The organism is Nocardia sp. (assembly GCF_025465275.1).
Classification (GTDB): Bacteria; Actinomycetota; Actinomycetes; order Mycobacteriales; family Mycobacteriaceae; genus Nocardia.
Window position 1 is genome coordinate 77,520 of the sequence record NZ_JAODNK010000137.1, and the last position, 22,872, is coordinate 100,391.

26 protein-coding genes are annotated in these 22,872 nt (G+C 65.0%); 10 read left to right on the forward strand and 16 right to left on the reverse strand.

The annotated features are described in order from the left end of the window. Window positions 1-13 precede the first annotated feature (13 nt). Window positions 14-958, forward strand: a complete 945-nt coding sequence (locus JWN03_RS29950) for a LysR family transcriptional regulator (RefSeq protein WP_297622025.1) — start codon at window positions 14-16, stop codon at window positions 956-958. Window positions 959-1,084: 126 nt separating this feature from the next. Here JWN03_RS29950 and JWN03_RS29955 read toward each other — a convergent pair whose 3' ends face one another. After that, a complete protein-coding gene (locus tag JWN03_RS29955) occupies window positions 1,085-2,323 on the reverse strand; it encodes a cytochrome P450 family protein (RefSeq protein ID WP_297622027.1) in 1,239 nt (412 codons plus the stop codon). Window positions 2,324-2,396: 73 nt separating this feature from the next. Between JWN03_RS29955 and JWN03_RS29960 the strand changes: the two genes are divergently transcribed. Then, on the forward strand, window positions 2,397-3,218 hold the full coding sequence (locus tag JWN03_RS29960; protein ID WP_297622028.1) for a helix-turn-helix domain-containing protein: 822 nt from the start codon (window positions 2,397-2,399) through the stop codon (window positions 3,216-3,218). Here the strand turns inward: JWN03_RS29960 and JWN03_RS29965 are convergent. Continuing rightward, window positions 3,196-4,401, reverse strand: a complete 1,206-nt coding sequence (locus JWN03_RS29965) for a YbfB/YjiJ family MFS transporter (protein WP_297622030.1) — start codon at window positions 4,399-4,401, stop codon at window positions 3,196-3,198. The two genes, JWN03_RS29960 and JWN03_RS29965, sit on opposite strands and share 23 nt — an antisense overlap. Next, window positions 4,398-4,742, reverse strand: a complete 345-nt coding sequence (locus tag JWN03_RS29970; RefSeq protein ID WP_297622031.1) for a muconolactone Delta-isomerase family protein — start codon at window positions 4,740-4,742, stop codon at window positions 4,398-4,400. Before JWN03_RS29970 ends, JWN03_RS29965 begins: the two co-directional genes overlap by 4 nt. 117 nt (window positions 4,743-4,859) lie before the next feature. Between JWN03_RS29970 and JWN03_RS29975 the strand changes: the two genes are divergently transcribed. The 4 genes from JWN03_RS29975 (at window position 4,860) to JWN03_RS29990 (ending at window position 7,477) form a co-directional block, all read left to right on the forward strand. Then, window positions 4,860-5,780 (forward strand): LysR family transcriptional regulator, encoded by a 921-nt coding sequence (locus JWN03_RS29975; RefSeq protein WP_297622033.1) that lies wholly within the window; start codon window positions 4,860-4,862, stop codon window positions 5,778-5,780. Window positions 5,781-5,885: 105 nt separating this feature from the next. Beyond that, entirely contained in the window at window positions 5,886-6,599 is a 714-nt protein-coding gene (locus JWN03_RS29980) for an SDR family NAD(P)-dependent oxidoreductase (protein ID WP_297622035.1), read from the forward strand. 42 nt (window positions 6,600-6,641) lie between these two features. Next, window positions 6,642-7,013: a YybH family protein gene (locus JWN03_RS29985; RefSeq protein WP_297622036.1), complete on the forward strand. Its 372-nt coding sequence runs from the start codon at window positions 6,642-6,644 to the stop codon at window positions 7,011-7,013. A gap of 83 nt (window positions 7,014-7,096) precedes the next feature. Next, the gene (locus JWN03_RS29990; protein WP_297622038.1) at window positions 7,097-7,477 is read left to right on the forward strand and encodes a VOC family protein; all 381 of its coding nucleotides are present in this window, start codon (window positions 7,097-7,099) and stop codon (window positions 7,475-7,477) included. A gap of 70 nt (window positions 7,478-7,547) precedes the next feature. Here JWN03_RS29990 and JWN03_RS29995 read toward each other — a convergent pair whose 3' ends face one another. Further along, a complete protein-coding gene (locus tag JWN03_RS29995) occupies window positions 7,548-8,030 on the reverse strand; it encodes an aromatic-ring-hydroxylating dioxygenase subunit beta (protein ID WP_297622040.1) in 483 nt (160 codons plus the stop codon). Continuing rightward, window positions 8,020-9,216 carry an aromatic ring-hydroxylating oxygenase subunit alpha gene (locus tag JWN03_RS30000; protein ID WP_297622042.1) on the reverse strand — a complete coding sequence of 399 codons (1,197 nt, stop codon included), beginning with the start codon at window positions 9,214-9,216 and terminating at the stop codon, window positions 8,020-8,022. Before JWN03_RS30000 ends, JWN03_RS29995 begins: the two co-directional genes overlap by 11 nt. 191 nt (window positions 9,217-9,407) lie before the next feature. On the opposite strand from JWN03_RS30000, the gene JWN03_RS30005 reads away from it, so the two are divergent. Continuing rightward, window positions 9,408-10,208 (forward strand): SDR family NAD(P)-dependent oxidoreductase, encoded by an 801-nt coding sequence (locus tag JWN03_RS30005; protein ID WP_297622044.1) that lies wholly within the window; start codon window positions 9,408-9,410, stop codon window positions 10,206-10,208. A gap of 89 nt (window positions 10,209-10,297) precedes the next feature. Here JWN03_RS30005 and JWN03_RS30010 read toward each other — a convergent pair whose 3' ends face one another. The 11 genes from JWN03_RS30010 to JWN03_RS30060 all read right to left on the reverse strand — a co-directional run bounded on the left by JWN03_RS30010 (window position 10,298) and on the right by JWN03_RS30060 (window position 19,943). Beyond that, entirely contained in the window at window positions 10,298-10,876 is a 579-nt protein-coding gene (locus JWN03_RS30010) for an NADPH-dependent FMN reductase (protein WP_297622046.1), read from the reverse strand. Between the two features lie 3 nt (window positions 10,877-10,879). Further along, window positions 10,880-11,767, reverse strand: a complete 888-nt coding sequence (locus JWN03_RS30015) for a VOC family protein (protein WP_297622048.1) — start codon at window positions 11,765-11,767, stop codon at window positions 10,880-10,882. 16 nt (window positions 11,768-11,783) lie between these two features. After that, window positions 11,784-12,956 (reverse strand): acyl-CoA dehydrogenase family protein, encoded by a 1,173-nt coding sequence (locus JWN03_RS30020; protein ID WP_297622050.1) that lies wholly within the window; start codon window positions 12,954-12,956, stop codon window positions 11,784-11,786. A 40-nt stretch (window positions 12,957-12,996) separates the two neighbouring features. Then, entirely contained in the window at window positions 12,997-13,572 is a 576-nt protein-coding gene (locus JWN03_RS30025) for an aromatic-ring-hydroxylating dioxygenase subunit beta (protein ID WP_297622052.1), read from the reverse strand. After that, window positions 13,569-14,894, reverse strand: coding sequence for an aromatic ring-hydroxylating dioxygenase subunit alpha (locus tag JWN03_RS30030; RefSeq protein WP_297622054.1), 1,326 nt, complete (start codon window positions 14,892-14,894; stop codon window positions 13,569-13,571). Before JWN03_RS30030 ends, JWN03_RS30025 begins: the two co-directional genes overlap by 4 nt. A gap of 100 nt (window positions 14,895-14,994) precedes the next feature. Beyond that, entirely contained in the window at window positions 14,995-15,327 is a 333-nt protein-coding gene (locus JWN03_RS30035; protein WP_297622056.1) for a non-heme iron oxygenase ferredoxin subunit, read from the reverse strand. Window positions 15,328-15,341: 14 nt separating this feature from the next. Next, entirely contained in the window at window positions 15,342-16,589 is a 1,248-nt protein-coding gene (locus JWN03_RS30040) for an NAD(P)/FAD-dependent oxidoreductase (protein WP_297622058.1), read from the reverse strand. Window positions 16,590-16,643: 54 nt separating this feature from the next. Beyond that, window positions 16,644-17,510 carry a VOC family protein gene (locus JWN03_RS30045; protein WP_297622060.1) on the reverse strand — a complete coding sequence of 289 codons (867 nt, stop codon included), beginning with the start codon at window positions 17,508-17,510 and terminating at the stop codon, window positions 16,644-16,646. Window positions 17,511-17,642: 132 nt separating this feature from the next. After that, entirely contained in the window at window positions 17,643-18,506 is an 864-nt protein-coding gene (locus tag JWN03_RS30050) for an alpha/beta fold hydrolase (RefSeq protein WP_297622062.1), read from the reverse strand. Between the two features lie 28 nt (window positions 18,507-18,534). After that, window positions 18,535-19,185, reverse strand: coding sequence for a pyroglutamyl-peptidase I (gene pcp / locus JWN03_RS30055; RefSeq protein ID WP_297622063.1), 651 nt, complete (start codon window positions 19,183-19,185; stop codon window positions 18,535-18,537). Beyond that, a complete protein-coding gene (locus JWN03_RS30060) occupies window positions 19,182-19,943 on the reverse strand; it encodes an alpha/beta fold hydrolase (RefSeq protein ID WP_297622065.1) in 762 nt (253 codons plus the stop codon). The genes pcp and JWN03_RS30060 overlap by 4 nt, the downstream gene beginning before the upstream one ends. 217 nt (window positions 19,944-20,160) lie before the next feature. On the opposite strand from JWN03_RS30060, the gene JWN03_RS30065 reads away from it, so the two are divergent. The 3 genes from JWN03_RS30065 (at window position 20,161) to JWN03_RS30075 (ending at window position 22,865) form a co-directional block, all read left to right on the forward strand. Then, complete coding sequence (locus JWN03_RS30065) at window positions 20,161-20,976, forward strand: 2-keto-4-pentenoate hydratase (RefSeq protein WP_297622067.1); 816 nt, start codon at window positions 20,161-20,163, stop codon at window positions 20,974-20,976. 262 nt (window positions 20,977-21,238) lie between these two features. Then, entirely contained in the window at window positions 21,239-22,099 is an 861-nt protein-coding gene (locus JWN03_RS30070) for an IclR family transcriptional regulator (RefSeq protein WP_297622069.1), read from the forward strand. 73 nt (window positions 22,100-22,172) lie between these two features. Further along, the gene (locus JWN03_RS30075; RefSeq protein WP_297622071.1) at window positions 22,173-22,865 is read left to right on the forward strand and encodes a DUF2848 domain-containing protein; all 693 of its coding nucleotides are present in this window, start codon (window positions 22,173-22,175) and stop codon (window positions 22,863-22,865) included. Window positions 22,866-22,872 lie beyond the last annotated feature (7 nt).

The window sequence follows — 22,872 nt, forward strand, 5'->3', positions numbered from 1 at the left end:
CAAATATGCACAAATGAGTGTGACCCCCGCCACCCACCGCCTCAACCCCGACGACCTGCTCGTCCTCCTGTCGGTAGGCCGCACCGGCCGCTATGTCTCCGCCGCCGAAGAACTGGGCCTCAACCACACCACCATCTCCCGCCGCATCGCCGCCCTGGAGCACGCCCTCGGCGGCCGCGTCCTCACCCGGAGCGCCGGCAGCTGGGAGCTGACCGACCTGGGCCGGGAGGCCCTCACCGCCGCCGAAACCATCGAATCCGCAGTCCGCTCACTGACTTCCGATCAGGCCGGCGCCCGAGTCCTCGAGGGTGTCGTCCGAATGTCCGCCACCGACGGCTTCAGCGCCTACCTGGCCGCCCCGGCTATCACCGAAGTCCAACGCCGGCACCCCAGAGTCGCCGTGGAAATCATCACCGGCACCCGCCGCGCTTCCCTCCAGCGCTCCAGCCTCGACATAGAGGTGGTGGTCGGCAAACCTCAGGTCCGGCGAGCCGAAGCCCTCCCCCTGGGCGACTACATCCTCGCCCTCTACGCCTCCACCGGCTACCTCTCGACCCACGGTGCCCCCGCCTCCATCGAAGACCTCACCGACCACCCCCTCGTCTATTTCATCGACTCCATGCTCCAGGTCGACGATCTGGACCTGGACCCCACCGTCTTCGCCCCCACCATGCGCGAATCCATCTCCTCCACAAACGTTTTCGTGCACGTAGAGGCAACCCGCGCCGCAGCGGGCCTCGGCCTGCTGCCCTGCTTCATGGCCGACCTGCACCCCGACCTGACCCGGGTCCTCCCCGACCAGGTCGCCATCCGCCTCACCTACTGGCTGGTGACCCGCGCGGAAACCCTGCGCCGCCCCGAAGTAGCCGCCATAGCCGAAGCCCTCCGAGGGCAGGTCCGCGCCCAGCGCGAGCGGCTCCTCGGCAACCCACCGCCCGCCATTGCGGCCGCACCGTAGCCGTCAGTTGAACCGCCGGCGGCGGTCGCGAAGATCCCGCCGGGCCGGACACCCTTCGTCGACGGGTCCGGCGGGATCCTCGCTGCCCTGTCGCCCCCTTCGCGGCAGGACAGCTCTAGAGGTGAATCAGATCAGAACGGGGATGCTGGTCAGTCCTCGAACGATAAGACTCTTGTGCCATTCCGGTTCGAACCCGGGAGCAAGCTTCAGGTCCGGGAACTTGCGGAGCAGACGGGTTAGCGCGATGTCGCCTTCCATGCGGGCGAGCGGTGCACCTACGCACCGGTGAATACCGTGGCCGAAGGCAATGTGCTGATTATCGGGTCGATCGATGTCGAAGCGGTGCGGATCGGAGAATCGCTGCGGATCCCGGCCTGCGGCAGCCATCGAAATAATAATGAGCTGTTCGGCTGGTATCTCGATACCGCCCAATGTCACCGGCGCCGTGGTGTATCGGAATGTAGCTTCCGTCGCGGGCGCTTCGTACCGAAGCATTTCCTCGAGGAAATCCGGGATACGACCCGGATCACTCCGCAGCAGCAGACGCGAACTTTCGTCACCCAGTAGCTGCGCCACAGAGTTTCCGATCAGGTTGACTGCCGTCTCGAACCCCGCGACCAGCAGCACGAATACCATGCTGATCAGTTCTCGATGGCTGAGCCGGTCATCATCTTCGCTTGCCGCGATGAGTTCGGAGAGCAGGTCCGATCCAGGTGAATTCGTCTTTACCCGGATGAGCTGATCGATATACGCGACGAACTCCTGCACAGCGGCCATTCGAGCATCATTGGGGTACTCGCTCGCGACCACGATGGCCGACCAGGCTCGGAAGTTGTCACGATCCTCGGCGGGTACGCCGAGCAATTCACAAATCACTGTCATCGGCAAAGGGGTGGCGTAGCTCTCCAATAGATCTACTACGCCATTATCGTCAGCCGCGAGCCCGGCGAGGAGTTCATCGGCGACCTCGGTGATGCGTGGCGCGAGACCTCGAATCGCACGACCGTTGAACGCCCGATTGACCAGGGTGCGAAGCCGGGTGTGCTCCGGGGGATCGTAGAACACCAGCATGTTCTTGAACATGCCGTTCGGCAAATGCTGGCCACCACCGTTGGCCGTAACCGCGGCACGGGCCCCGGGCGATCCGATCACCTTGCTGATGGCCGGATCGAGGAAGGCGGCTTTGGCCACCTCGTAGTCCGTGATCAACCATCCGGTGCTGAGATCAGGGAATCTGACCAGGTGTACGGGGCCACGACCACGCAGCTCGTCATACGAACCGTGCCGATCCCCGAAGAGACCTTCGGTCAGGTCGAACGGTTCGGTCGTCAATCCCGCAGCTGGACAAGCACTGTCGTACACCATGTCGGTGGACGGTATCAGTGCCTCGCGACTCCTGCCCGGAACGAGACAGGCCACCGTGCTGTATACAATGCCAGTGTATGTTGAGGTCGAAACCACCACTCTGGGGCGGTATCTCGCCGCTTTGCGTCAGCGCGAGGAGGGGCGGCGGCACGAAGCCGGGCTCCTGCCACCGACACGAAAGCTGAGCCGGGAACGGACCGCCGGCGAGGCACACATCACGGCCAGTTACCTGACCAAAGTCGAGCGGGACGAAGTCGGACAGGTCGCCGTCGGGATCCTGTGGCAATTGGCGGAGGCCTACCACGTCAGCGAAGACGAGTGGCGCTACGTGTGCGATCTTGCCGGGCACGGCGCGCCCTACCCCTACCTCGCAGGCATGGACCTCGCGCTGACCATGCCGCCGCTCGAGGAATTCCGCGCCGCGCTGACTCCGATGATGTTCACCGAGATGGATGAGGCCACAACAGATCTCGTAGCTTTCGTGACCCCGCAACGCCAGTTGATCGCAGCCAACCGTGCGTACCTCGACACCTACCCCACACATCGGCCGGGCATGTTCCATCTCGAATGGGCATTCACCGACGAATCGAAAGAAATCTTCATCAACTGGGACGAACAGGTGGATCTGGGCGTCGCATGGCATCGCGGGATCATGGGCCGCTACGGCCACACACAGTGGGCGCAGGAGTCACACCGGCGCCTGTGGGAGTTCGCCGACTTCCGGCGCAAATGGGAGGCACAGGACGTGGCCTACTCACGCCCGGCCGTACCCGAAACTCTGCTTCGAATCCGAGGCCGCCGATACGCCATGACCATCGAGAGCTGGCAGATGCAGCACAGCAGCCTTCCCATCGGCAAGACCCGATGCCGCCTCAGACCCTTTCCGGAGCAGTGATCGGCCGATATCGCGACGCCCGAAGTGGGAGAACGGCGAAGGCTGCGGCGAGGACTATCGCGGACGCCAGGAGGAGGGCGGGGCGGTAGCCGTCATGTAGGAGCGGGGCCGCCAAGAGTGGGCCGGCTATCTGACCGACGGAGTAGCCACTGGTCAATACCGCGACCGCGTGGGGCAATCGGAGGGTGGCGCCTGCGGCGAGGGCGAGCACGCTGATGCCCGCGAAGGTGCCGCCGAACAGGGCCGCGGCGACCAGTGCGGCTGCGGGACTGCTGGATAGGGCAGGCAGCGCGATGCCCAGGGATTGCAGCAGGAGCGCGGCCATCAGCAGGACCGCGCGGGAGTAGCGGCGGACCAGCCATGTCCACAGGGCCGTCGAGGGGACGGCGGCAACGCCGACCAGGACCCAGGCGCTGCTGCCGAGGCCGCCCGGGGAGCTCTGCTCGATGGCGGCGACCAGGAAGGTACCGGCGATGATGTATCCGACGCCCTCCAAGGTGTAGGAGGTGAACAATGCCGCGAATAGGCGACGAGAATGCGCCGTAAATTGCTGGGGTGCAGTCGGATTCGACTCAGCGGAAGGGGCGGAGTCCGGGCGCAGGCGCCAGGCGGCCGCTGCGAGAATCATCGCGAGCACGGCCGAGGCGAGCCACGCGGCACGCCAGTCCGCGACCACACGCAGCGCGAGGACCAGTACTCCGGACAGCGCGATGCCCGCGCCGATGCCGCCGAAGGCCCAGCCCGACAGATGGCCTGGGTGACCGCTCAGGCGGCTGTGCAGGCAGTTGACAGTGACGACAAAGATCAGGGCGCTTGCCACACCGGCCACGAAGCGCAGCGTCATCCAGATCGGCGTGCTTTCGGTGCAGGCCATGGCGGCAAGGCTCGCGACGAGCGCGATGAACGCGATGCGCAGCGCGACCGGCGAGCGCGCCAGCCGGGGGAAGGCGATGCCCAGCAGAGCGCCGACGAGATATCCGGCGTAGTTGACGGTGGCCAAGTGCGCACCGTTGCCGGCGGACAATCCGGCCTGTGCATGCATGAGTGGGAGGATCGGGCTGTAGACGAACCGGCCCACACCCATGCCCGCGGCCAATGCGGCGGCGGCCTGAATGACGAAGCCCCACGGGGATTCTCGGGCTACGGTCCGCGACGCGGGGGCAGTCGACAGTTGCCCGGTCATGATTCGCCCCGCCACTCGTCAACGCTGCGGAACCCGGCCGACCCGGAGTCACCGGTTGGCCCGGGATCGTTCGGATGTGGTTCGAGCGCAGTGACTTTCACCGTCATCCAAGGCCGAAGCGGGAGCGGTCCGAGCACCTGCTCGTCCAGCTCGGCCCGGTCCGCGGCGCGCCAGACGCCGATGCTGCGCAGTTCGCCGACCGGCCGCCACAGTCGCACGAGATGCCCGGTGGCGGCGAGCTCGCGGGCGTGGGCGGCCTCGGCCGCACGCCGACGATCAGCCTCGGCTGCCGCCGTGCCCGCAGGCACGGTGGTGGCGATCTCGACCAGAAACTCTTGCATGACGCGTCTCCATTCACCGGTGGGTGCATTTATCGTGCGCCCGTGGCCGGTGGTCACGCCACGACCGGCTTCCTCCGTGGTGTTAGGCGCAGACTCCGACCGACGTACTGTCGAGAGATGGAATTACGCCAGCTGAGGTACTTCGTCGCGGTCGCCGAGGAGCTGAACTTCGGCCGGGCCGCCGCACGACTGCTGATCGCGGGTCCGTCGCTGTCCCAGCAGATCAAGGCGCTGGAGCGAGATCTGGGGGTGCGGCTGTTCGACCGCGACCGGCGGTCGGTGACGCTCACACCGGCCGGCGCATCCCTGCTACCCGATGTGCATGCCCTGCTGACTCGCGCCGACGACCTGCAGCTGAATGCACGGCGGTTGTCCGGAGCCGAGAAGGTACGACTGGGATACGTCAGCTGGCTGCCGCCGGATCTGACCGTGCGTACCACCGCGGTCGCGCGCATCCACCTCGACGCCTGGGTGGCGCCGTCACACACCCAGGCAGCGCGGGTCTCGGACGGCAGCCTGGATCTCGCGGTGTGCTGGGTGCGGTCACAAGACCTGGCGGCGTTGGGTTTACGCGCTCGACTGATCGGAGTCGATCGGCTGCACGCCGTCACGTCCGGCCACCAGACCGCCGCCGTGCCGGCGGCGGAAACCATCGTGCTGCTCGATGACGACACCACCTCCTGGTCGTCCTGGAACGTCTATGCCGAGCAGCTGGCCCGCGACACCGGCGCGCGATCGGTGCGGATCAGCGACGGCGGCATCACCGGGCCCGCGTTCTTCGATCACGTCCGGCGCAGCGGGCAGCCCGTGGTGCGATCGCCGAAGGATATGGCCGCACCCATTCCGGCGGATCTGGTTCGACGCGAGATCCTCTCGCCCGCGGTGTACTGGACGTGGTCACTGGTTCACCGAGCGGACGAGGAACGGGCCGCGGTGCTGGCGGTGGTCGACGCGCTCTGCGACAGCGTCGGGGATCTCGGCATTCACGGGCCCGATGCCTGGCTACCCGGCGACGACCCGCACCGTCGCACCCCCTGAGAGGCTGCACCTACCAGAAGGTAGGAAGCCGGTCGTGGCCTCGGCACCGCCCGCGGCCACACCATGAGTTCATCACCACCCACGCGTCCGAAAGAAAGGTTCGCGATGAACTCCTACGACCGGAAGGTCGCCATTGTCACCGGCGCTTCACAGGGCATCGGCGAAGGTCTCGTCGAGGCCTACCGCAAGCTCGGCTACGCAGTCGTCGCGACATCGCGCTCGATCAGCCCTTCCGATGAGCCGGATCTGCTCACTGTCCGTGGTGATATCTCTGAAGCCGCCACGGCCGACCGCGTCATCGGCGCCGCCCTGGAGCGGTTCGGCCGGGTCGACACCCTCGTCAACAATGCGGGCATCTTTGTCGCCAAGGCATTCACCGACTACACCTCCACCGACTTCACCGAAGTGACGGATGTGAACCTGGCCGGGTTCTTCCACCTCACCCAGCGGGCGATCGAGTCCATGCTGCCCCGGGGCGGCGGGCACATCGTGAACGTCACCACCAGCCTCGTCGACAACGCAAGCTCCAGCGTCCCTTCGGTATTGGCGTCACTGACCAAGGGCGGCCTGCAATCGGCCACCAAATCCCTGGCCATCGAGTACGCCGCCCGGGGCATCCGCGTCAATGCCGTGTCCCCCGGCACGATCAAGACCCCCATGCATGACGAATCGACGCACACATTCCTCGACGCACTCCATCCGATGGGCCACATGGGCGACATCCGTGACATCACCGATGCCGTCGTCTACCTGGAGAACGCCCCCTTCGTCACCGGCGAAATCCTCCATGTCGACGGCGGCATGAGCGCCGGACACTGACCCGACTTCATTTACCCGCCAATCAAATTCAGGAGGTGTGCCATGTCCGTGGCGTCCGATACCAACTCGATTCTGCGCACCGTTCTCGACGAGTGGAAATCCGCCGTCGACAATCATGACCCGGACCGAGTCGCGACCACCTTCACCGAAGACGCCGTCTTCCAAGGTCTTCACCCCTACACAGTCGGCCGCCCCGGTATCGCCGCCTACTACGAATCCCAGCCTGACGGCATGAAAGCCGACTACCGAATCCTGGAATCCCGCCGCCAAGCCGACAACCTGATCTACGCCTATCTCGCCGTCGCATTCTCCTTCACCGACCGCGCAGCCCTGGAAGTAAACCTCGGCATCACCGTCGGCCAGGTCGAATCCCGCTGGTACATAACCACTTACCAGGTATCGCAGCTGAATTGACGTCCCCGTTAGCCACATACCGCAGCTCTTCGACAGGCGACTGGGTATTCAACCCGGTCCACGAATCACACCAGGAGATCGACATGGTCGACATGCACCTCGAGGTCAACATCATCCCCGTATCCGACGCCGAGCGTTCCAAGCAGTTCTACCAGAGCTTGGGTTGGCGGCTCGATGATGACGTGGCACCGGCGGAAGGCGTTCGCCTGATCCAGTTCACACCCCCCGGCTCCGCCTGCTCGATCACCTTCGGCACGGGAATCACCACGACCGCGCCCGGCTCGGTCCAGGGCGGGCTGATCGTCTCCGATATCGACACGGCCCGTGGCGAACTCGTCCGCCGTGGCGTCGATCCCACTGAGGTCTTCCACGGCGCGCCGTTCCCCAGGGCGGCACGGGCCGCCGGACCCGGAGCGTACGAGCTACGGATCGTTCGTCTCCTTCAACGATCCCGACGGCAATGAGTGGCTGGCTCAGGAGATCACGACGCGACTGCCCGGCCGAGTCTGATACAGACCGAACCGTGCCGGCCCGCTACAGCGGATACACGAGGTAGCGGGCCGGCATGCTGTCCAGACGTACTGCGCGACTGACGAATCGCGCTCCGCCGTCGAAGACTTCCACGACGTCCTCGTAGTATCCGGTCGCCAGGAGCCCAGACAATGCGTCGTTCTCGGAGTAGCTGACCTGAAAGTTCGAGCGGATATTCCAGTTGCCGGCGGCCGTCAGCACTGCCCGGGTACGTTGCGTGACATGCCGAGTGCGGTAGGGCTCGACGGTTCCCGCCCAGACCTCGGTGATGAATTTGATGCGGTCCAGTACCCGGGCGCGATTGTCGTCGTACATGTAGGCCAGCGGCAGCCCGCGCTGCAGATTGTCGAGAGTGTGCACGGTGTATGAGCATTCCTCGGCGAAAAGGGTGGGCCACTGTTCCCAGTCCTGATCGTCGAGAACCTGCGCGTAGCGGCCGAGCAGGTCGTCGATCGCGTGCATGTCGGTGGCAGTCTCAGTGATCAAAACCCATCACCTTCCGATAGTTGGCCCAGCCGACGGTATTGCCGATTTCGTCGTTCTGGGTGGCATCCTCTGGTCGTCCGTCGACGCCCTTGACGAACCGCGCGAGTGTTCCGTCGTCGGCGGTCAACTGCTGACGGTTGAACACGGCGGCATCCTCGATCGTGATGAAACCACTGGGGCCCAGCAGATTCGAGGCTTGCCGGACTCGATGCTCGCGGTATTCATCGGAGTCGCTTGTGTGTCCGAAGAACGCGTAGCTGACCTCCGTGCGGTCTACGCCGCGCGGACGGGCGAAGCGCACATTGATGGTGTCCACATGCTTGGTCATCACGGTGACCGGCCGCAGCGCCACTACCCTTGCCCGGTCATCGGTTCCACGGAATTGCACAACGCTCGGATCGGCCAGATACCCATTGTCGACATACGGCGTGCTCTGGTAGCCGACCGAGAAGTGCCCGGTGGGCTGAGTGATCCGCACATCACCCTTGCCGCCCTGCCAGCCGAGAATCCGAAATCCCGTGTGCAGCAGCGGCGCATGGTAGAAATCGTTGTCGAAATAGGTCTTCCAGTTCGTCTTGTAGACAACCTTCTGGTACCCGAGCAGGGTGAGGTCGCCGTCATCGAGCAGGCAGTCACGGACCGGATCGGCACACTCACCGAGGAACGCCTCGAGCAGCGGACTGTCCGGGTGACGCGTGACGAAGATCAGCCCGGCGATCTCCGATACCCGTAGTTCGGGGAGCGCATAGTCCTTCCGCTCGAAATCGGCCCGGAATTCCCGCTCACCCGGCGCACCGCAGAACTCGCCATTGCTGTTGAAAAGCCAGCGATGGTACGGACATTGGAACTCCGCCGCGACGCCGACCGCACGTTGTTCGAGCAGCGTCCCACGGTGTGTGCAGGTATTGACGAACGCACGGATCCGGTCGTCGGCGCCGCGGCTGACGAGGATCGGAACCTCACCGAGCCAGGTCGTCTTGAAGCTGTTCGCCGCACCCAGTTCGGCGCGATGCGCGACCGGATGCCAGTACGGGCCGTAGAAGATACGTTCCAATTCCTCTCGATACACCAGGGGATCGGAGAATATTTCCTTGGGCAGATCGAGCGGGTTGGTGAACCGGGCAGCGATAGACGCGCGGACCTGCTCATAATCGGTCGAGATATCCATTTCGGTGGCATGCACCATGCGAGTGGCCTCCGCATCTATTTGCTGACGGGCGCCGGTCGACTTATGCGGCCGTAGAGAATCCGTCCGAATGATTCCGGCGCGCAGAACATTCTGCTGCCGATGCTTCAAATACTATGATTCGATTCTTTCCGGGTCAAGCCCTCTCCCCCGAAAACTATTGTGCCACATGATGGAAAGGCCGAGTTGACATGCTTTCTTCTATTCCCGCATTGCCGCTCTCCGGGCGAATCGCAATTGTCACCGCCGCGGGCGCGGGCATCGGACGAGCGATCGCGATCGAATGGGCCGCACGGGGCGGCACCGTGGTCGCCGCGGATCTGGACGCCGAATCGGCCCGGGCGACCGCCCACGGAATCCGCACCTCCGGCCGCGAATCCGTGTGGGCCACCGTCGATGTCACCGATCCCGAGGCGATGCCGCGCGCCGTGACGACGGCACTCGACAGCTACGGCCGAGTCGATGCGCTGTTCAATGTCGCGGGCGCGAGCATGCCCAAACGGGTCGACGAAATGGCCGACAGCGACTGGTACCGAATGATCGATATCAACCTGACCTCCGTATATCGCTGCTCCAAAGCCGTGATTCCGGAACTGCGCCGCGCCGGCGGTGGCAGCATCGTCAATATCTCCTCGACCGCCGGCCTGCTCGCCGAGAACCGTTGTTCCGCATACAGTGCCGCCAAGGGCGGAGTACTGCTGCTGACCAAGAACATGGCAATGGACTATGCCGCGGACGGAATTCGGGTCAATGCGATCTGCCCGGGCAGCACTATGACCCCACGGATCCGGGACTACCTCGATCGGGTGCCCGGCCACGATTCCATGATCGACGACCTGTGCCCGATGAAGCGCTTTGCCGCGCCGGAGGAAATTGCCCGGCCCGCCGTTTTCCTCGCCTCGGACGAGGCAAGCTATATCACCGGTGCGGTACTGGCCGTCGATGGCGGGCTCACCGCCGGAAAGCATTTCGCCATCTTCGAAGACGCTTGAGTCCGGACAGCTCCCGCCGAAACGAATCGCCCCGGTACTCGACACTGTCGGGTACCGGGGCGATTTCCATTGAGCTGCCGGGACAATGACTACTCCGCTGCCACGACCACAAGGCCGTCCGCAGTCTTCCGCGCAGCGCAAACTTCACGGCCAACGGTGCGCAATTGAAAGGCGACCTGCTCATCCGGCTGCTGTCCGTACGCGATTCGCGTCGACGCCGAATTGATCGCCGCACCCAGCGGTGTCGGCCAGCCCCGCAGGGCGTGAACGATGCTGCGCAGGGTCTGCAGGGTAGTGACCGCGGCCTGCCAACCGTAAGCCGTGGTGACACAGCCGACGGTGCGGCCCGAAAGGTACGGATTGTCATCCTCGCGGAGGTCTTCGACGTAATCAAGTGCGTTCTTGACCAAACCCGATACCGAACCGTGGTACCCCGGCGAGGCGATGATCACCCCGTCCGCGAGCCGGAGCGCTTCGACCAATCGTTGTGCCTCTTCGACTTTCGGGCCGTCCGGGTCGTACATCGGCAGCCGTGCGAGCGCGCTGCCGCCGAAGAGCTCGGTCCGGGCGCCATTGTCCCGCGCCGCGTCCAGGGCGATCCGCAATGCCGATTCGGTCGATGACTCCGCCCGCACGGTTCCGCCGAGACCGACGATGAATGGCTGCATTGCTCACACCATCTTCATCAAACCGTCGTGGCCCCACGCGAACCCTGAACCCAGAGAGTAGTTTTCGGCGGTCCACGTCTCCGGGTCCACCACTCGGGGGCCCCAGCCGTACTCGAAGTGCCAGCCGGACGGGTTCTGGAAGTAGAAGGAGAAGACGTGATCGTTCTGATGGCGTCCGGTCGAGGTCGAGGTGATGCCACGGTCCAGGCACAGGTCGTAGCTGTGGCCGACATCATCGATGCTGACGGTTTCGAACATGACGTGCTGAATTCGTCGTGGCGCCCCCGGGATATGCATGAATGCCAGCGAGTGATGGCGCTCATTGCAGTGCAGGAAGACCGCGAACGGCCCGACCTTCGGGATATGGGCGAAGTCGCTGACTCCGAAACCCAGTACCCGAGAATAGAAGTCGGCCGCACCGAGGATGTCCTCGGCGTAGAGCACAACGTGCCCCATCCCTGTGTCCATATTGAATCCGGCGAGATCTCGGGAAGGCCGGAATCGCGGCATGAACATCTTCTCGTGCCCGAGCACCAGCTCCATCCGAACACCCGAGTACGGACAGGTGAAATGGACGAACTCCATCACCCGGCGATCGGCGGCCTCTTCGGGCGTACCCGCGGTCACCACGATTCCGGCCGCGTCGAGCTGGGCCGCGGCAGACTGCAGCGCCGCTTTCGATGCCACATCCCATCCCACGTAGGCGACATCGTCGTCGTGGCCGGCTCGGACGCCGATGCGGTGGTGCCGGTCATCGGCACGGACATAGAGCAGGTTGTCGTCGCTGTCGCGCGACACCTCCAGCCCCAGCACGTCCGTCGCGTACTTCTTCCATCCCGGGAGATCACCGGATGTCCCGACGACATAACTGAGTTGACTGACAGCGGCCATGGATCTGCTTCTTTCTTCAGAAGACGACGAGCTTCGGGTCGCGTTCGAGACCGAGCGCGATCCGGCCGTAGTGCTGGAAGTTGGCGCGGGTGAACGAGACGTGACTGGCCATCATGTGGATATCGCGCCACTTCTGCTGCATCGGGCTGGATTCCTTGAAACCGGAAGTGCCGCTGAGGGCGAACAGCCGATCGACCGATTCCACCAGCAGCTCGGCCACACGGTTGTAGTCGCGCAGGATCTCGGCACGATCGGCCACCTCGAGACGCCCGGATGTTCGTGCTGCCAAGAGGATTCGCCGAATCGTCAGCTGCGCCGACGCGAGATCGGCCGCCGTCTTCGCGACCGCTTCCTGGACGATCTCGGAGTTCGCGGTCTGTGCGCGCCCGCGCGCCCAATCGACGAAGTGGTCGTAGGCGTCCAGCGCCGTACCCATCATCGGGCCGAGGAAGGTGAGCCCGGCGTGCAGTGCGAGTGGCTGCCGATAGAGCGGCCCTTGATTCACCTCACTGCCGGGGCCGTCCCCGGCAACCAATGCCGCTGCCGGAAGCACGAAGCCGTCGGGGACGAAAATGTCCTCGATGACGATCGTCTTGCTGCCGGTCCCGCGCATGCCGGCGGCGTACCAGTCGTCGTCGATGGTGTAATCACCCGGCTTGACCAGGAAGTGGTGATTCGCCGGTCGTCCGCCATCCTTGATCAGGCCGCTGACAATCACCCAGGAGGCGTGATCGACGCCGCTCGCGAACCCGTGCCGGCCGGTCAGCTGATAGCCGCCGTCGACCTTCTGCACCGTCGCCGCGGGAGCGAGCGAGGCGGCGACGGTGGTATCCGGACCCTCGGCCCAGACTGCCTCCTGCGCCTCCTGCGGGAAGAAGCCGACCATGTGGGCGTCGTGCGGGAGCAGCGCCGCGCACCATGCCGTCGAAGCGCACGCGCGGCCGAGTTCCCGCGACACCTCGTACATGGTGTCGAGGGACAGTTCGTCGCCACCGTACTTGCGAGGTGCGAGGATTCGCCCACCGAGGCCCGCTGCGATGATCTCCTTGATCGAATCGCTCGGCACCGCTCGCAAGGCTTCGGTAATGGCCGCCCGCTCCCGGATCTGCGGTAGCAGGGCCCGTGCGCGCTCGACGAGCGTCTCGTGCAGTTCCACGTCGGTGGAACCATCGATGTCGGTTACTACCATGACAATTCATCTCCTTCCGGCCGGGAACGGCCGCGAGTGGCTAGAACAGCACGCTCAGGTTCTTCGACTGCACGACGTTCTGATCCAGCAGGATGGTGCGCTTGGCGATCTCGAAACCGGTAGGCGTGGTGCGCAGCAGATCCCGTCGTTCGCCTGCCCAGATATCGGTTTCGGACTCGAGACGGTTGCGGTAGAGCAGGAAGTTCGACGAGACGTCGTACTCTGCCGAATCCGCTGTGGCGGAGCCACTTTCACCGCGCGGGGTGACGATCACATTCGTTACCAGATGACGGCACCGCGACGGCGGATCCTCTGCCCAGTGGGTTCCGGAATGCATCTGATTGACGCGCATCCGCAGTGACTCGAGGTTGTCGTAGAAGTGCGCCACTTCGATGCCCTGTGGCACTTCGTCCTGATCACGCTGGCGGCGAAGCCGGTTCTTGCGCACCGGCATCCAGTACAGGATGTCCTCGGCGAACAGCTCCAGCCAGGAGCCCCAGTGCCAGTGGTCCAGCAGCTGCGCCTCGCCGTAGAGGAACTGTTCGACACGATGCTGGAGTAGCACCCGTTCCAGCTCGCTCGCCGCAGCAGGGGCGGCGATCTCGTCCACACTCATCGCGCACCACCCGCGGCGCCACCGGCGGTGACTGACTCCGAGACGGCGCCGCCACCCTCCTCCGGCGGAATGGCCGGCCACGCTTCGGTGGTCATGAACTCCAGCCACCGCCGGTAGAAGCCGCGCTGACCGGCTTCGCCGAAGAACGAGTCGTAGTACTCACCGGGGTAATCCGGATGGTCCCGGCCGGTGTCCAGACCCATCTCGTAATTCCAGGCCGTCTTCCGTGCCTGATGACCCTGTTCGAGAATGCCGCTGATCATGCCCCAGTTCTCACCGTCGTCGGTCTCCACGACACCCGCGGCGCCTTCGGTGAACGAGGCCGAAATCTGCTGGGCCCGTTTGGCTTCCAGCGGGGCGTCCTTCTCCACGACGGTGAAGGACCAGATCTCGAACTTATTGGGCCCCTTGGGATGCCACACCCGCAGATTGGCCGAGCCGGGCAAACCCGCGAAATTCGGGAACGCGTTGAAATTGGCAACCATATCGGCGCGGTCGCCGACTCGTTCGCGAGCGATCTGGCGCTTCTTTTCGTTGTACTGCCCGAGCGGATCGTCGGCGAAGCGGGTGTGCCGCTCGAACAGGAAGCTCTCCCCGTGTCCCTCGCGCAGGGCAACGTGCGCACCATCTTTGGCGTCGAACCCGGGGCCGAAGGCCAGCAGCGACGACAGGTGCGTGGTGGTGGCGTGATAGGTATCGCCGGCGAATTGCTCGGCCGCCAGCTTCCAGTTCGCATTGATGGTCCATTTGATCGCGCCGGGCAGCACTTCGATACCTCCGGCGGCGTGGTCGACCCAGCCGTCGATATAGAACTTCAGATCACCCAGGTATTCGTGCAGCCCGGGCGCCGCGGTATCGAAATTGCCGAAGATCAGACCCTTGTAGCTGTCGACCTGCGCGACCTGGATCAGGCCGTTGTCCTCGAGCGAAAGCTTGTTGAAGTAGGCATCTTCGAGGTTGGGGACGCCGGCCAGCTTGCCGGCGCTGTCGTAGGTCCAGCCGTGATAGGTGCACATGAACGAGCGGGCATTGCCCTCCTCGGCGCGGCACACCCGCATACCGCGATGGCGGCACACGTTCAGGAAGGCCTTGACGCTGCCGTCGGGCTGGCGGACCACGAGCACCGGGTCCCCGCCCATATAGGTGGCGTAGAAGTCGTGTGGATTCGGAATCATGCTGTCGTGCGCCAGGAACAACCAGGAGCGCCCGAAAATTCGTTCCTGCTCCAGCTTGTAGATCTCGTCGCTGACGAAGATCTCGGGCCCGATATTGCCCTTCTTCCAGTCCACCAGCGAACGCAGATAATCGGCGTCGATAGCCATGATTATCTCCCTTCAGTAATTCGATATCGTCTGTGCGGCAAGCTAACCAGCACGCGGAGCTGTGGTCGACGCGTCCGTTCTGAGCCTCGGAACGCGGGGTTCAGCTCTCGACCACCACGTATACGGCGCCGTCGACCACCTGAACCTGGTATTTGCTGAGCGGTGCGGCGGCCGGGGGTGCAGTGACCGCACCGGTCTTGATGCAGAATTTGGCGAAATGCCATCCACATTCGATCTGGCCGTCTTCGATGAATCCCTCATCGGCCAGCGACGACTTATCGTGCGAGCACCAGTCCGCGGTCGCATAGAATTCGCCGTCGATGTTGTACACCGCGATGGGCGGCTGCGTGTTCACGCGAGTCACATTGCCCGGGGACAGTTCCTCGACCGCACATACCCGGACCAGGTTCTCCGACTTCTCCGCCGTTGTCATTTCTTTCCTCCTGTTCAACCCCGCGGGCTGCGGGCCGTCGCCGGGCCGTCGCCGAGTTGGCGGATGTCGACCGTGGGATCGGCCAGCAGTGCCGGTTCCGGGCGTACTTGTCTATCGATGAGATTCATTGCCATCCGGACATCGCGGCGCCGGTTGACCCCTACCACTCCGACGAGAACGCCTCGGCGCAAATGGAATACAGTGAAATCCATCGATTCCGGATCCCCGCGCCACACGAGTTCGTCGGTGCTGCGGGGATGGCCCGCACCCTGGATATTGGTCTCGCCCTGATCGGACCAGAACCACGGCACCTCGCGATACGGTTCGCGGCGGCCCACCATCGTGCGAGCCGCGGCGATCCCCTGATTCTGTGCGTTCTGCCAGTGCTCCAGCCGGATCCGTTCTCCGGCAAGCTGATCGGGATGATTGGCGACATCGCCGGCGGCATACACGCCGGGAACCGACGTTTCGCAGAATTCGTCCACCACAATGCCATTGCCGAGCTCGAAGCCGCTGTCACGGACCACGTCGACCGCCGGCACGACACCGATGCCGATCACCACCAGATCGGCATCGGCGACGAACCCGTCGGTGGTGTGTACCCGGCGGACGCGGACGTCACCTTCGATACGAGCCACCTCGGCATTGGTCCGCACCCGCACTCCGCGACCAGAGTGCCAGCGCGATAGGCGATCTCCGATTCGCGCGCCGAGTACGCGGCGCAGCAGACCGGTGTCACGCTCGAGCACCGTTACGTCATTTCCTGCGGCCACGGCCGCTGCGGCGAGCTCCATTCCGATCAGTCCGCCGCCGACGATGACGACCGAACCACCGCGACCGAGTCGGTCCCGGATGGCGACCGAGTCCTCGACGGTCCGCAAGAAGTGCACGCCGTCGAGGTCGAGCCCCGGAATGTCGGGCCGCCGAGGCGAAGTGCCGGTACACAGCAGCACCTTGTCGGCGTGCAGCGCCGTTCCACCCGCTAGCTCCACCCGGCGGAAATGGGTGTCGATGCGAGTCGCACGGCGGCCCAGTAGCAGTTCGATACTGTTGTCGGAGTAGAACTCTGCGGGATGGATGAGCGTATCGCCGGGCTGTTTGTGGCCCAGCACCACTTCTTTCGACAGCGGTGGGCGGTCGTAGGGCAGGTGTTCCTCGGCGCCGACCAGCACAATGCGACCATCGAACCCCTCGGTACGGAGTGTCTCGACCGCGCGCGCTCCGGCCAGGCTGGCACCCACCACGATGTAGGTTTCGGTCATTTCGATCCCTCGATCATGTCGGGATGCCTCTCGCACTCGTACGGACGCCGCGCCTCAACCACGGTGATGGCCCCACAGGCTGGTCTCGTCATAGCTCGACACCCGCCAGGTGGCGTCGTCGACGAGCCGTCCGTCGTAGCCGTATTCGACTTCGGATCCGGAGGGGTTCTTCATGAAGAACGAGATGGCCAGATCGTTGGTGTGGCGGCCCAGGGTCTCGGTGAGCGGCACGCCCCGGGCATCAACCTCGTCGAGGGTTCGCCCGACATCGTCGATATCGGTCACCTCTAGCATGAAATGCCCGAGCGCCGGTGCGAAGGTGTTGTTCTCCACGAAGGCCAAGCTGTGGTGCCGGGCATTGACGTGCAGGAAATGCACCTTGCGCCCGTGGAATTCGATGGTGTCGCTGAGCCGGAACCCGAGCATGTCCAGATAGAACTTCTTGGCCGCGGCCAGGTCGGTCACAAAGAAGAACACGTGGCCGAGGCCGAGATCGCCGGTGACAAAACGGATTCCACGGGGAGAGACGAACGGGCGCTTGGGAATGCGTGCGCCATAGAAGAATTCGAGACGGTGCCCGTCCGCGTCGGTGCAGCGCAGCAGCCCTTCGACCTGACGCGCCGCGGCGCATTCGGAATCCTCGACAATCGCTACTCCCGCGGCTGCGAGCCGCCGGCCGAGTGCGTCCAGCGCCTGTTTGTTGGCGACCTCCCAGCCGACGTAGGCTGCCCCGCCCACGTCTGCCCGGTGGATGGCGAACCGCCAGCCGCGTTCGTCGGCGCGCAGCAGGACGGTCTGATCGTCGGACTGCTCCGCCGCGGAAACGTCCTGCAGGCCGAGGACGCCGGTACCGTACGAACGCCAGGCGTCCAGGTCCGTTGCGTTGAGGCCCAGGTAGCCGAGCCCGACAACTTCAGTCATGATCGCGTGTTGCCTTCCTGGATGATTCGGTCGGAACCGGTGCCGGTTTCGACTCGGGTGTGCAGCTTGGGTCATGGGGCCGGAGGGCGACAACGCCCCCGATCCGTCTGCCGGAACAAAGGGACAGGCACGTCAGGGCACCGCGAACGAGGTGTTCCCAAGGAATGCCCGGACCGCGGCCACGAACTCGCGGGGTCGTTCGAACGGCGGCCAATGCCCGCAGTTGTTGAGCACCACGAGGTCCGCGGTCGGCAGGTAGCCCAGCAGCATCAGCGCCCCTTCCAGGGGCACCATGCGGTCGGATCGCCCATGGACAACCAGCGTCGGCACCGTAATCCGGGAGAGCGCCTGCAGATTGCTCCGCGCGACGATCGTGGAGCGCGACCAGGCTTCGGCATGCTCGGGCTCGCGTATTCGCCACGCATACAGTTGCTCGACAAGGTCGTCGCCGATCAGTTTCGCGTCGTACACGATGGCCCGAAGCAACCGCGCAATGCGGTCGAGATCGGCTGGGCCGGACTGACATTCGCCGAACAGCCGCCCGACCTCCGTGGGAGCGGGGGCGAGCAGATACGGGTCGCCGCCGGTGGAGGCGCTGCAGCCGCCGACGATGAGCCGTGAAACGCGTTCGGGAGCCGTCATCGCCAAATCGAGCGCGACCGTCCCACCGGTGGACACCCCGAGCACGGTCACCGCGCCGAGCCCGAGTTCGTCCAGGACCGCAAGCGTGTTCCGCACATACAGGTCGTGCACGGGCTCGTGGAATTCGCGGGCGGAGCTGCGCCCGAAGTTGGGGTAGTCCAACAAGATACAGCGATGATCGACCGCCAGGTCCGCGAGAATCCGGTGATAGGTGAGCCAGGCCGTGGTGCCGGGTAGCGGCCCGAACGCCTGCTGAATGACCAGCGGCGGGCCCGAGCCGACATCGTGGAAGTGGACCGTGCTTCCTTCGACCTCAACGGTTCGACTGCTCGATTGTTCCGACAGTTCCATCATTCGAGTACTCCTCCGGGCGGGACGCGAATCAACTGATCGCGCCGCCGCCGATGCGTAGGTCTGCGCCTGCGTGCTGTGCGGTGATCGAAATAGCCAGTCGCACTGCGACTTCGAGTTGATCCAGGGACATCGAAGGAACGGGCGGTGCGCCCACCTCGACTGCGCGCATCGGTGTCACGGGGATGTGCACCATCCCGGTGCGGGCCGATGACTCGCGCAACAGATGCCGGGCGAGATAGAACGTCTGGTTGCACAGGTAGGTCCCCGCGGTGTGGGAGACGTATCCGGGTATGCCCGCATGGCGCCAGCCATCGACAATCGCCTTGATGGGCAGGGTGCTCAGGTAGGCCGCGGGCGCCCCCGGAACAACGGGCTCATCGATGGGCGTGCGACCGGCGATATCGGGAATCGGGAAGTCGCGCATATTGATTGCGACACGCTCCAGTGCGGGAGCCGTGCGACCGGGTGCCACACCGGTGACGATGACAATGGTCGGCTGCGCAGATTCGATGGCCTCGGCCAGCGCCTCCCGCACTTCCTCGGTATCGACCGGAAGCACGCTGCCGAACACCTCGAATCCGTCGATTCGCTGTCCGTCCAGCCGGCGGGCGATCATTCCGCTCGGATTGTCGGCCTCTTCGGCGTACGCCCCGAAGCCGGTGACCAGTACCCGGTTCACGCCGCGGATGCCCGCGCGCAGCGCGCCTGGAATGCCGCGAACTCGGCAACGAACTGCTCGGCGCGCTCCAGCATGACGGACGACTGCGTCAGACCCGGCGCGATGTACAACTGCGTGTCCGGCGCCTGCTTGTGCCAGATGAACGCATCGTCCACCGGATGGATGGCGTCATCGAGATCGCCGCGGCACACCAGGGTGGGCACGGTGAGGTCGGCGAGATGTTTTCGCAGCGTGAAGAATTCCTGGAAGTCGGCGCCGCTGCGGGTCTTGGCGTAGAAGTCCACGGCCGCGCGCCAGTCCTCGCCGTGCAGCGACCGCCACTCGCGGCCCTGTGCGCTGTCCGGATCGACGGCGGTGAAAACCGTATTGAGCGAGGCATTTCCGCTCATGCTCAGGCCGATGATCGGTGCGTCGACCGTCAATGTCCTTACGCGAGCGGCATTCTCGAGCACCATGCGTCCCGCGATCCGGGAGCCGAGTGAGACCCCGGCGAGGTGGACCCGATCGAGCCCGAGCGCGTCCAGCAACCGCCATTGATCCTGCACCCACACCTGTGGCCGGGTCAGCGGCGCCACCCGCCGGCTGCGGCCCAGCCCGCGCAGGTCGGGCACGATGACCCGATAGCTCTCGGCCAGCCGCGGAACCAGGTCGCCGAACCATCGTCCGGATGCCGCGGCGCCGTGCACCAGCAGCACCGGCTCGCCCCGCCCGTGCTCCTCGTAGTAGATCTCGACGCCGTCGACCGCCAATGTGGCCATGGGTGAATTTCCTTCCGCTCCACAACTGTTGTCGGGACAGCAGATTCGCGGCCGGGGCTGCGCCGATCAACCACGGCGTTCCACAGGACGGCAAACGTGCGCGCAGGTCGGCGGCGGAGTGCGGGACGTTCCGTGGGACGGACCACAGAGATTCTCACGCTGCTCTGCTCCGGTCAGGGTGAAGGAAATCCAGGTACAACAGCGTGAGGAGCAAGCCATGCAGGCAGAACTGGGCGGTCCGGGGTGGACCACGGAGCCGCTGCGAGCGGTCGATTCCATTGCCGGACAACTCTTGCGGGCAGAAGAGGAGCGGACCACGCGCGGCCCACTGACCGACGACTATCCCGAGTTGGACATCGACTTGGCGTACCGCATTCAAGACGAGGCGCTCAGTCAGCGCATCGAGCGCGGCGAAACCATTGTCGGTGTGAAGCTCGGGCTCACCTCACCCGCCAAGCAGCGGCAGATGGGAGTGTCGGCGCCACTGACGGCCTGGCTCACCGACGCGATGACGCTGCCGAACGGCGCCGCGCTCCCCCAGGATCTGCTGATTCACCCTCGGATCGAGCCCGAGATCACCTTCGTCATGGGACGGCGACTCGCCGGCCCCGGCATTACCGCCGCGACGGCCCTGGCCGCCGTTGATCGGGTGTACGCGAGTCTCGAGGTCATCGACAGCCGCTACACCGACTTCAAATTCACACTGCCGGATGTCATTGCCGACAATGCCTCGGCGGCCTACTACTTGACCGGGCCGGTCGGCGCGGACCCGGCGACGCTGAATCTGCCGCTGGAAGCCTGCCTGCTGGAGGTGGACGGGCAACTCACCGCGACCGGCGTCGGCGCGTCGGTACAGGGTCATCCCGCGGAGGCGCTGGCCATGGCCGCCAACTCCCTGGCCAAGCGCGGACATGCGATCGAAGCCGGCTGGATTGTGATGACCGGCGGGATGACCGACGCCGTCGCCGCCCCGCGAGGTACGACGATCGCCGCGCATTTCACCCATCTGGGATCCATCGATGTGCGGTGCTGAACACCCCCGACGGCAACACCGCGACGTTGCCCGATGTTCACCGAATCGTGAATAGGTAGCCTCTCGGGGGTTGCCACGATGTGACGGCTGCCACGGTCGGCATAGCGTCGAAGAACAGGTCGGATACCACGCCTACCGCGTGTAACAAGCCCACTCTCCGGGACAGCCCCCCGGTCCCCGGCCTGGATGCGACCGATGCGTCGCGACTTCGTGAAAGCCCAGCCCGCCGACCGCAGTCGGCCCTGGCGACCGAGAGGCAACCATGACGATTCCACACACCGCCGTATCGGCACGGGCCACGAGCACCACCCACGGTGGCGCCAGCATCCAATTGATCACCGGCCGAGACCATCCCGAGCGCGACTCGTCGACCTCGGTGGCCAAGGCACTCGCGCTGCTGAGCAGCTTCACGCCACAGCACCTGACCATGGGGGTCTCCGAGATCGCCCGCCGGGCGCAATTGCCGAAGTCGACCGCACATCGGCTGCTGTCGGTCCTCGTCGAATGGGAAATGGTCACCAAACACGGCACCGAGTACTCGCCCGGTGGCCGATTGAACGAACTGGCCGCGCTCGCCGCCCAGCCGGCCACCCAGGATCTACGCCGGGTGGCGCTGCCGCATCTGCTCGATCTGTACGAAATGACCCATGAGACAGTGAATCTCTGTGTCCTGGCCGGGGACGACGTGCTGTACGTGGAGAAGATCCACGGCCACAGCTGCGTCAATTCGCCCGCGCGGGTCGGCGCCCGGCTGCCCGCCGCCAATACCGCGGTCGGCAAGGCACTGCTCGCGTTCAGCACCGCCGGCGTCATCGCGCGAGCCGCGGACAATCTGCGGCCCGCCACCTCGTCGAGCATTGCGTCTCCGGCTCAGCTGGCTCATGAGCTGGCCGCGATCCGCCGCACCGGAATCGCCTACGACCGCCAGGAGACCCGGCCCGGACTGACCTGTATCGCCGCGCCGATACACAGCTGGTCCGGATCCATCGTCGCCGCGGTATCGATTTCCGGTCCGGTACGGCGCTTTCAACCTGCGAATGCCACCGCGGCGATCCGTGTCGCGGCCGCCGGGATCGCGAAACTCGCCCAGGAAGCTAGCTGGCAGCGGCACCTGGGTCGCTGACATCGAACTCCCCTGCGGCACAAGCACTCTCCAGAAATCCGTGGCACGCCACGCAGACAGTGAGGACAACCCGATGACCCGCCTGACCTTCGATCTGCCCGACCACGAGCAGGTCACGGTTACGGTCGACACCCTGCTCAATGCCGGATACGCCGGCCGGAGCCAGGCCGATGTGGCTGCGCACGTGGCCGAACTGGCCGAGTTGGGTGTGCCCGCACCCAGCCGGGTGCCCTGCATCTATCCGATAGCTCCCTACCTGGCGATGCAGGTCGACGAGGTGCCGGTGCAGCACGGACGCACCTCCGGTGAGGCCGAATGGGCCCTGGTGGTCGCCGGAGACGGCCCCGGGGACCTGCTGCTGACCGCGGCCTGCGATCACACCGACCGGCAATTGGAACAGCACGGCGTCGCATGGAGCAAGCAGGCCGCCCCGGATGTGCTGGCCCGCAAGGCCTGGCGGCTGGCCGATGTCGCCGACCACATCGACGACATCACCCTGACCGCGAGCGTCACGACCGATGCCGGACCTCGGGTAATCCAGCAGGGCACACTCGCCGAGCTGCTCACCCCGATGTACTGGGCAGAAGAGCTGCGTACGCGCAATCTGCTGAACCCCGGCACCGTGCTGATGTCCGGAACGATCCCCATGCGCGGGGAGATCGACCAGTTCGGCGCCGGATGGAGCGTCGAACTCGCTGATCCCCGTACGGGGGAATCGATTTCACTGTCCTACTCGGTCCGGCTGACGCCGCCTCCGGTCGACTGACCGGATT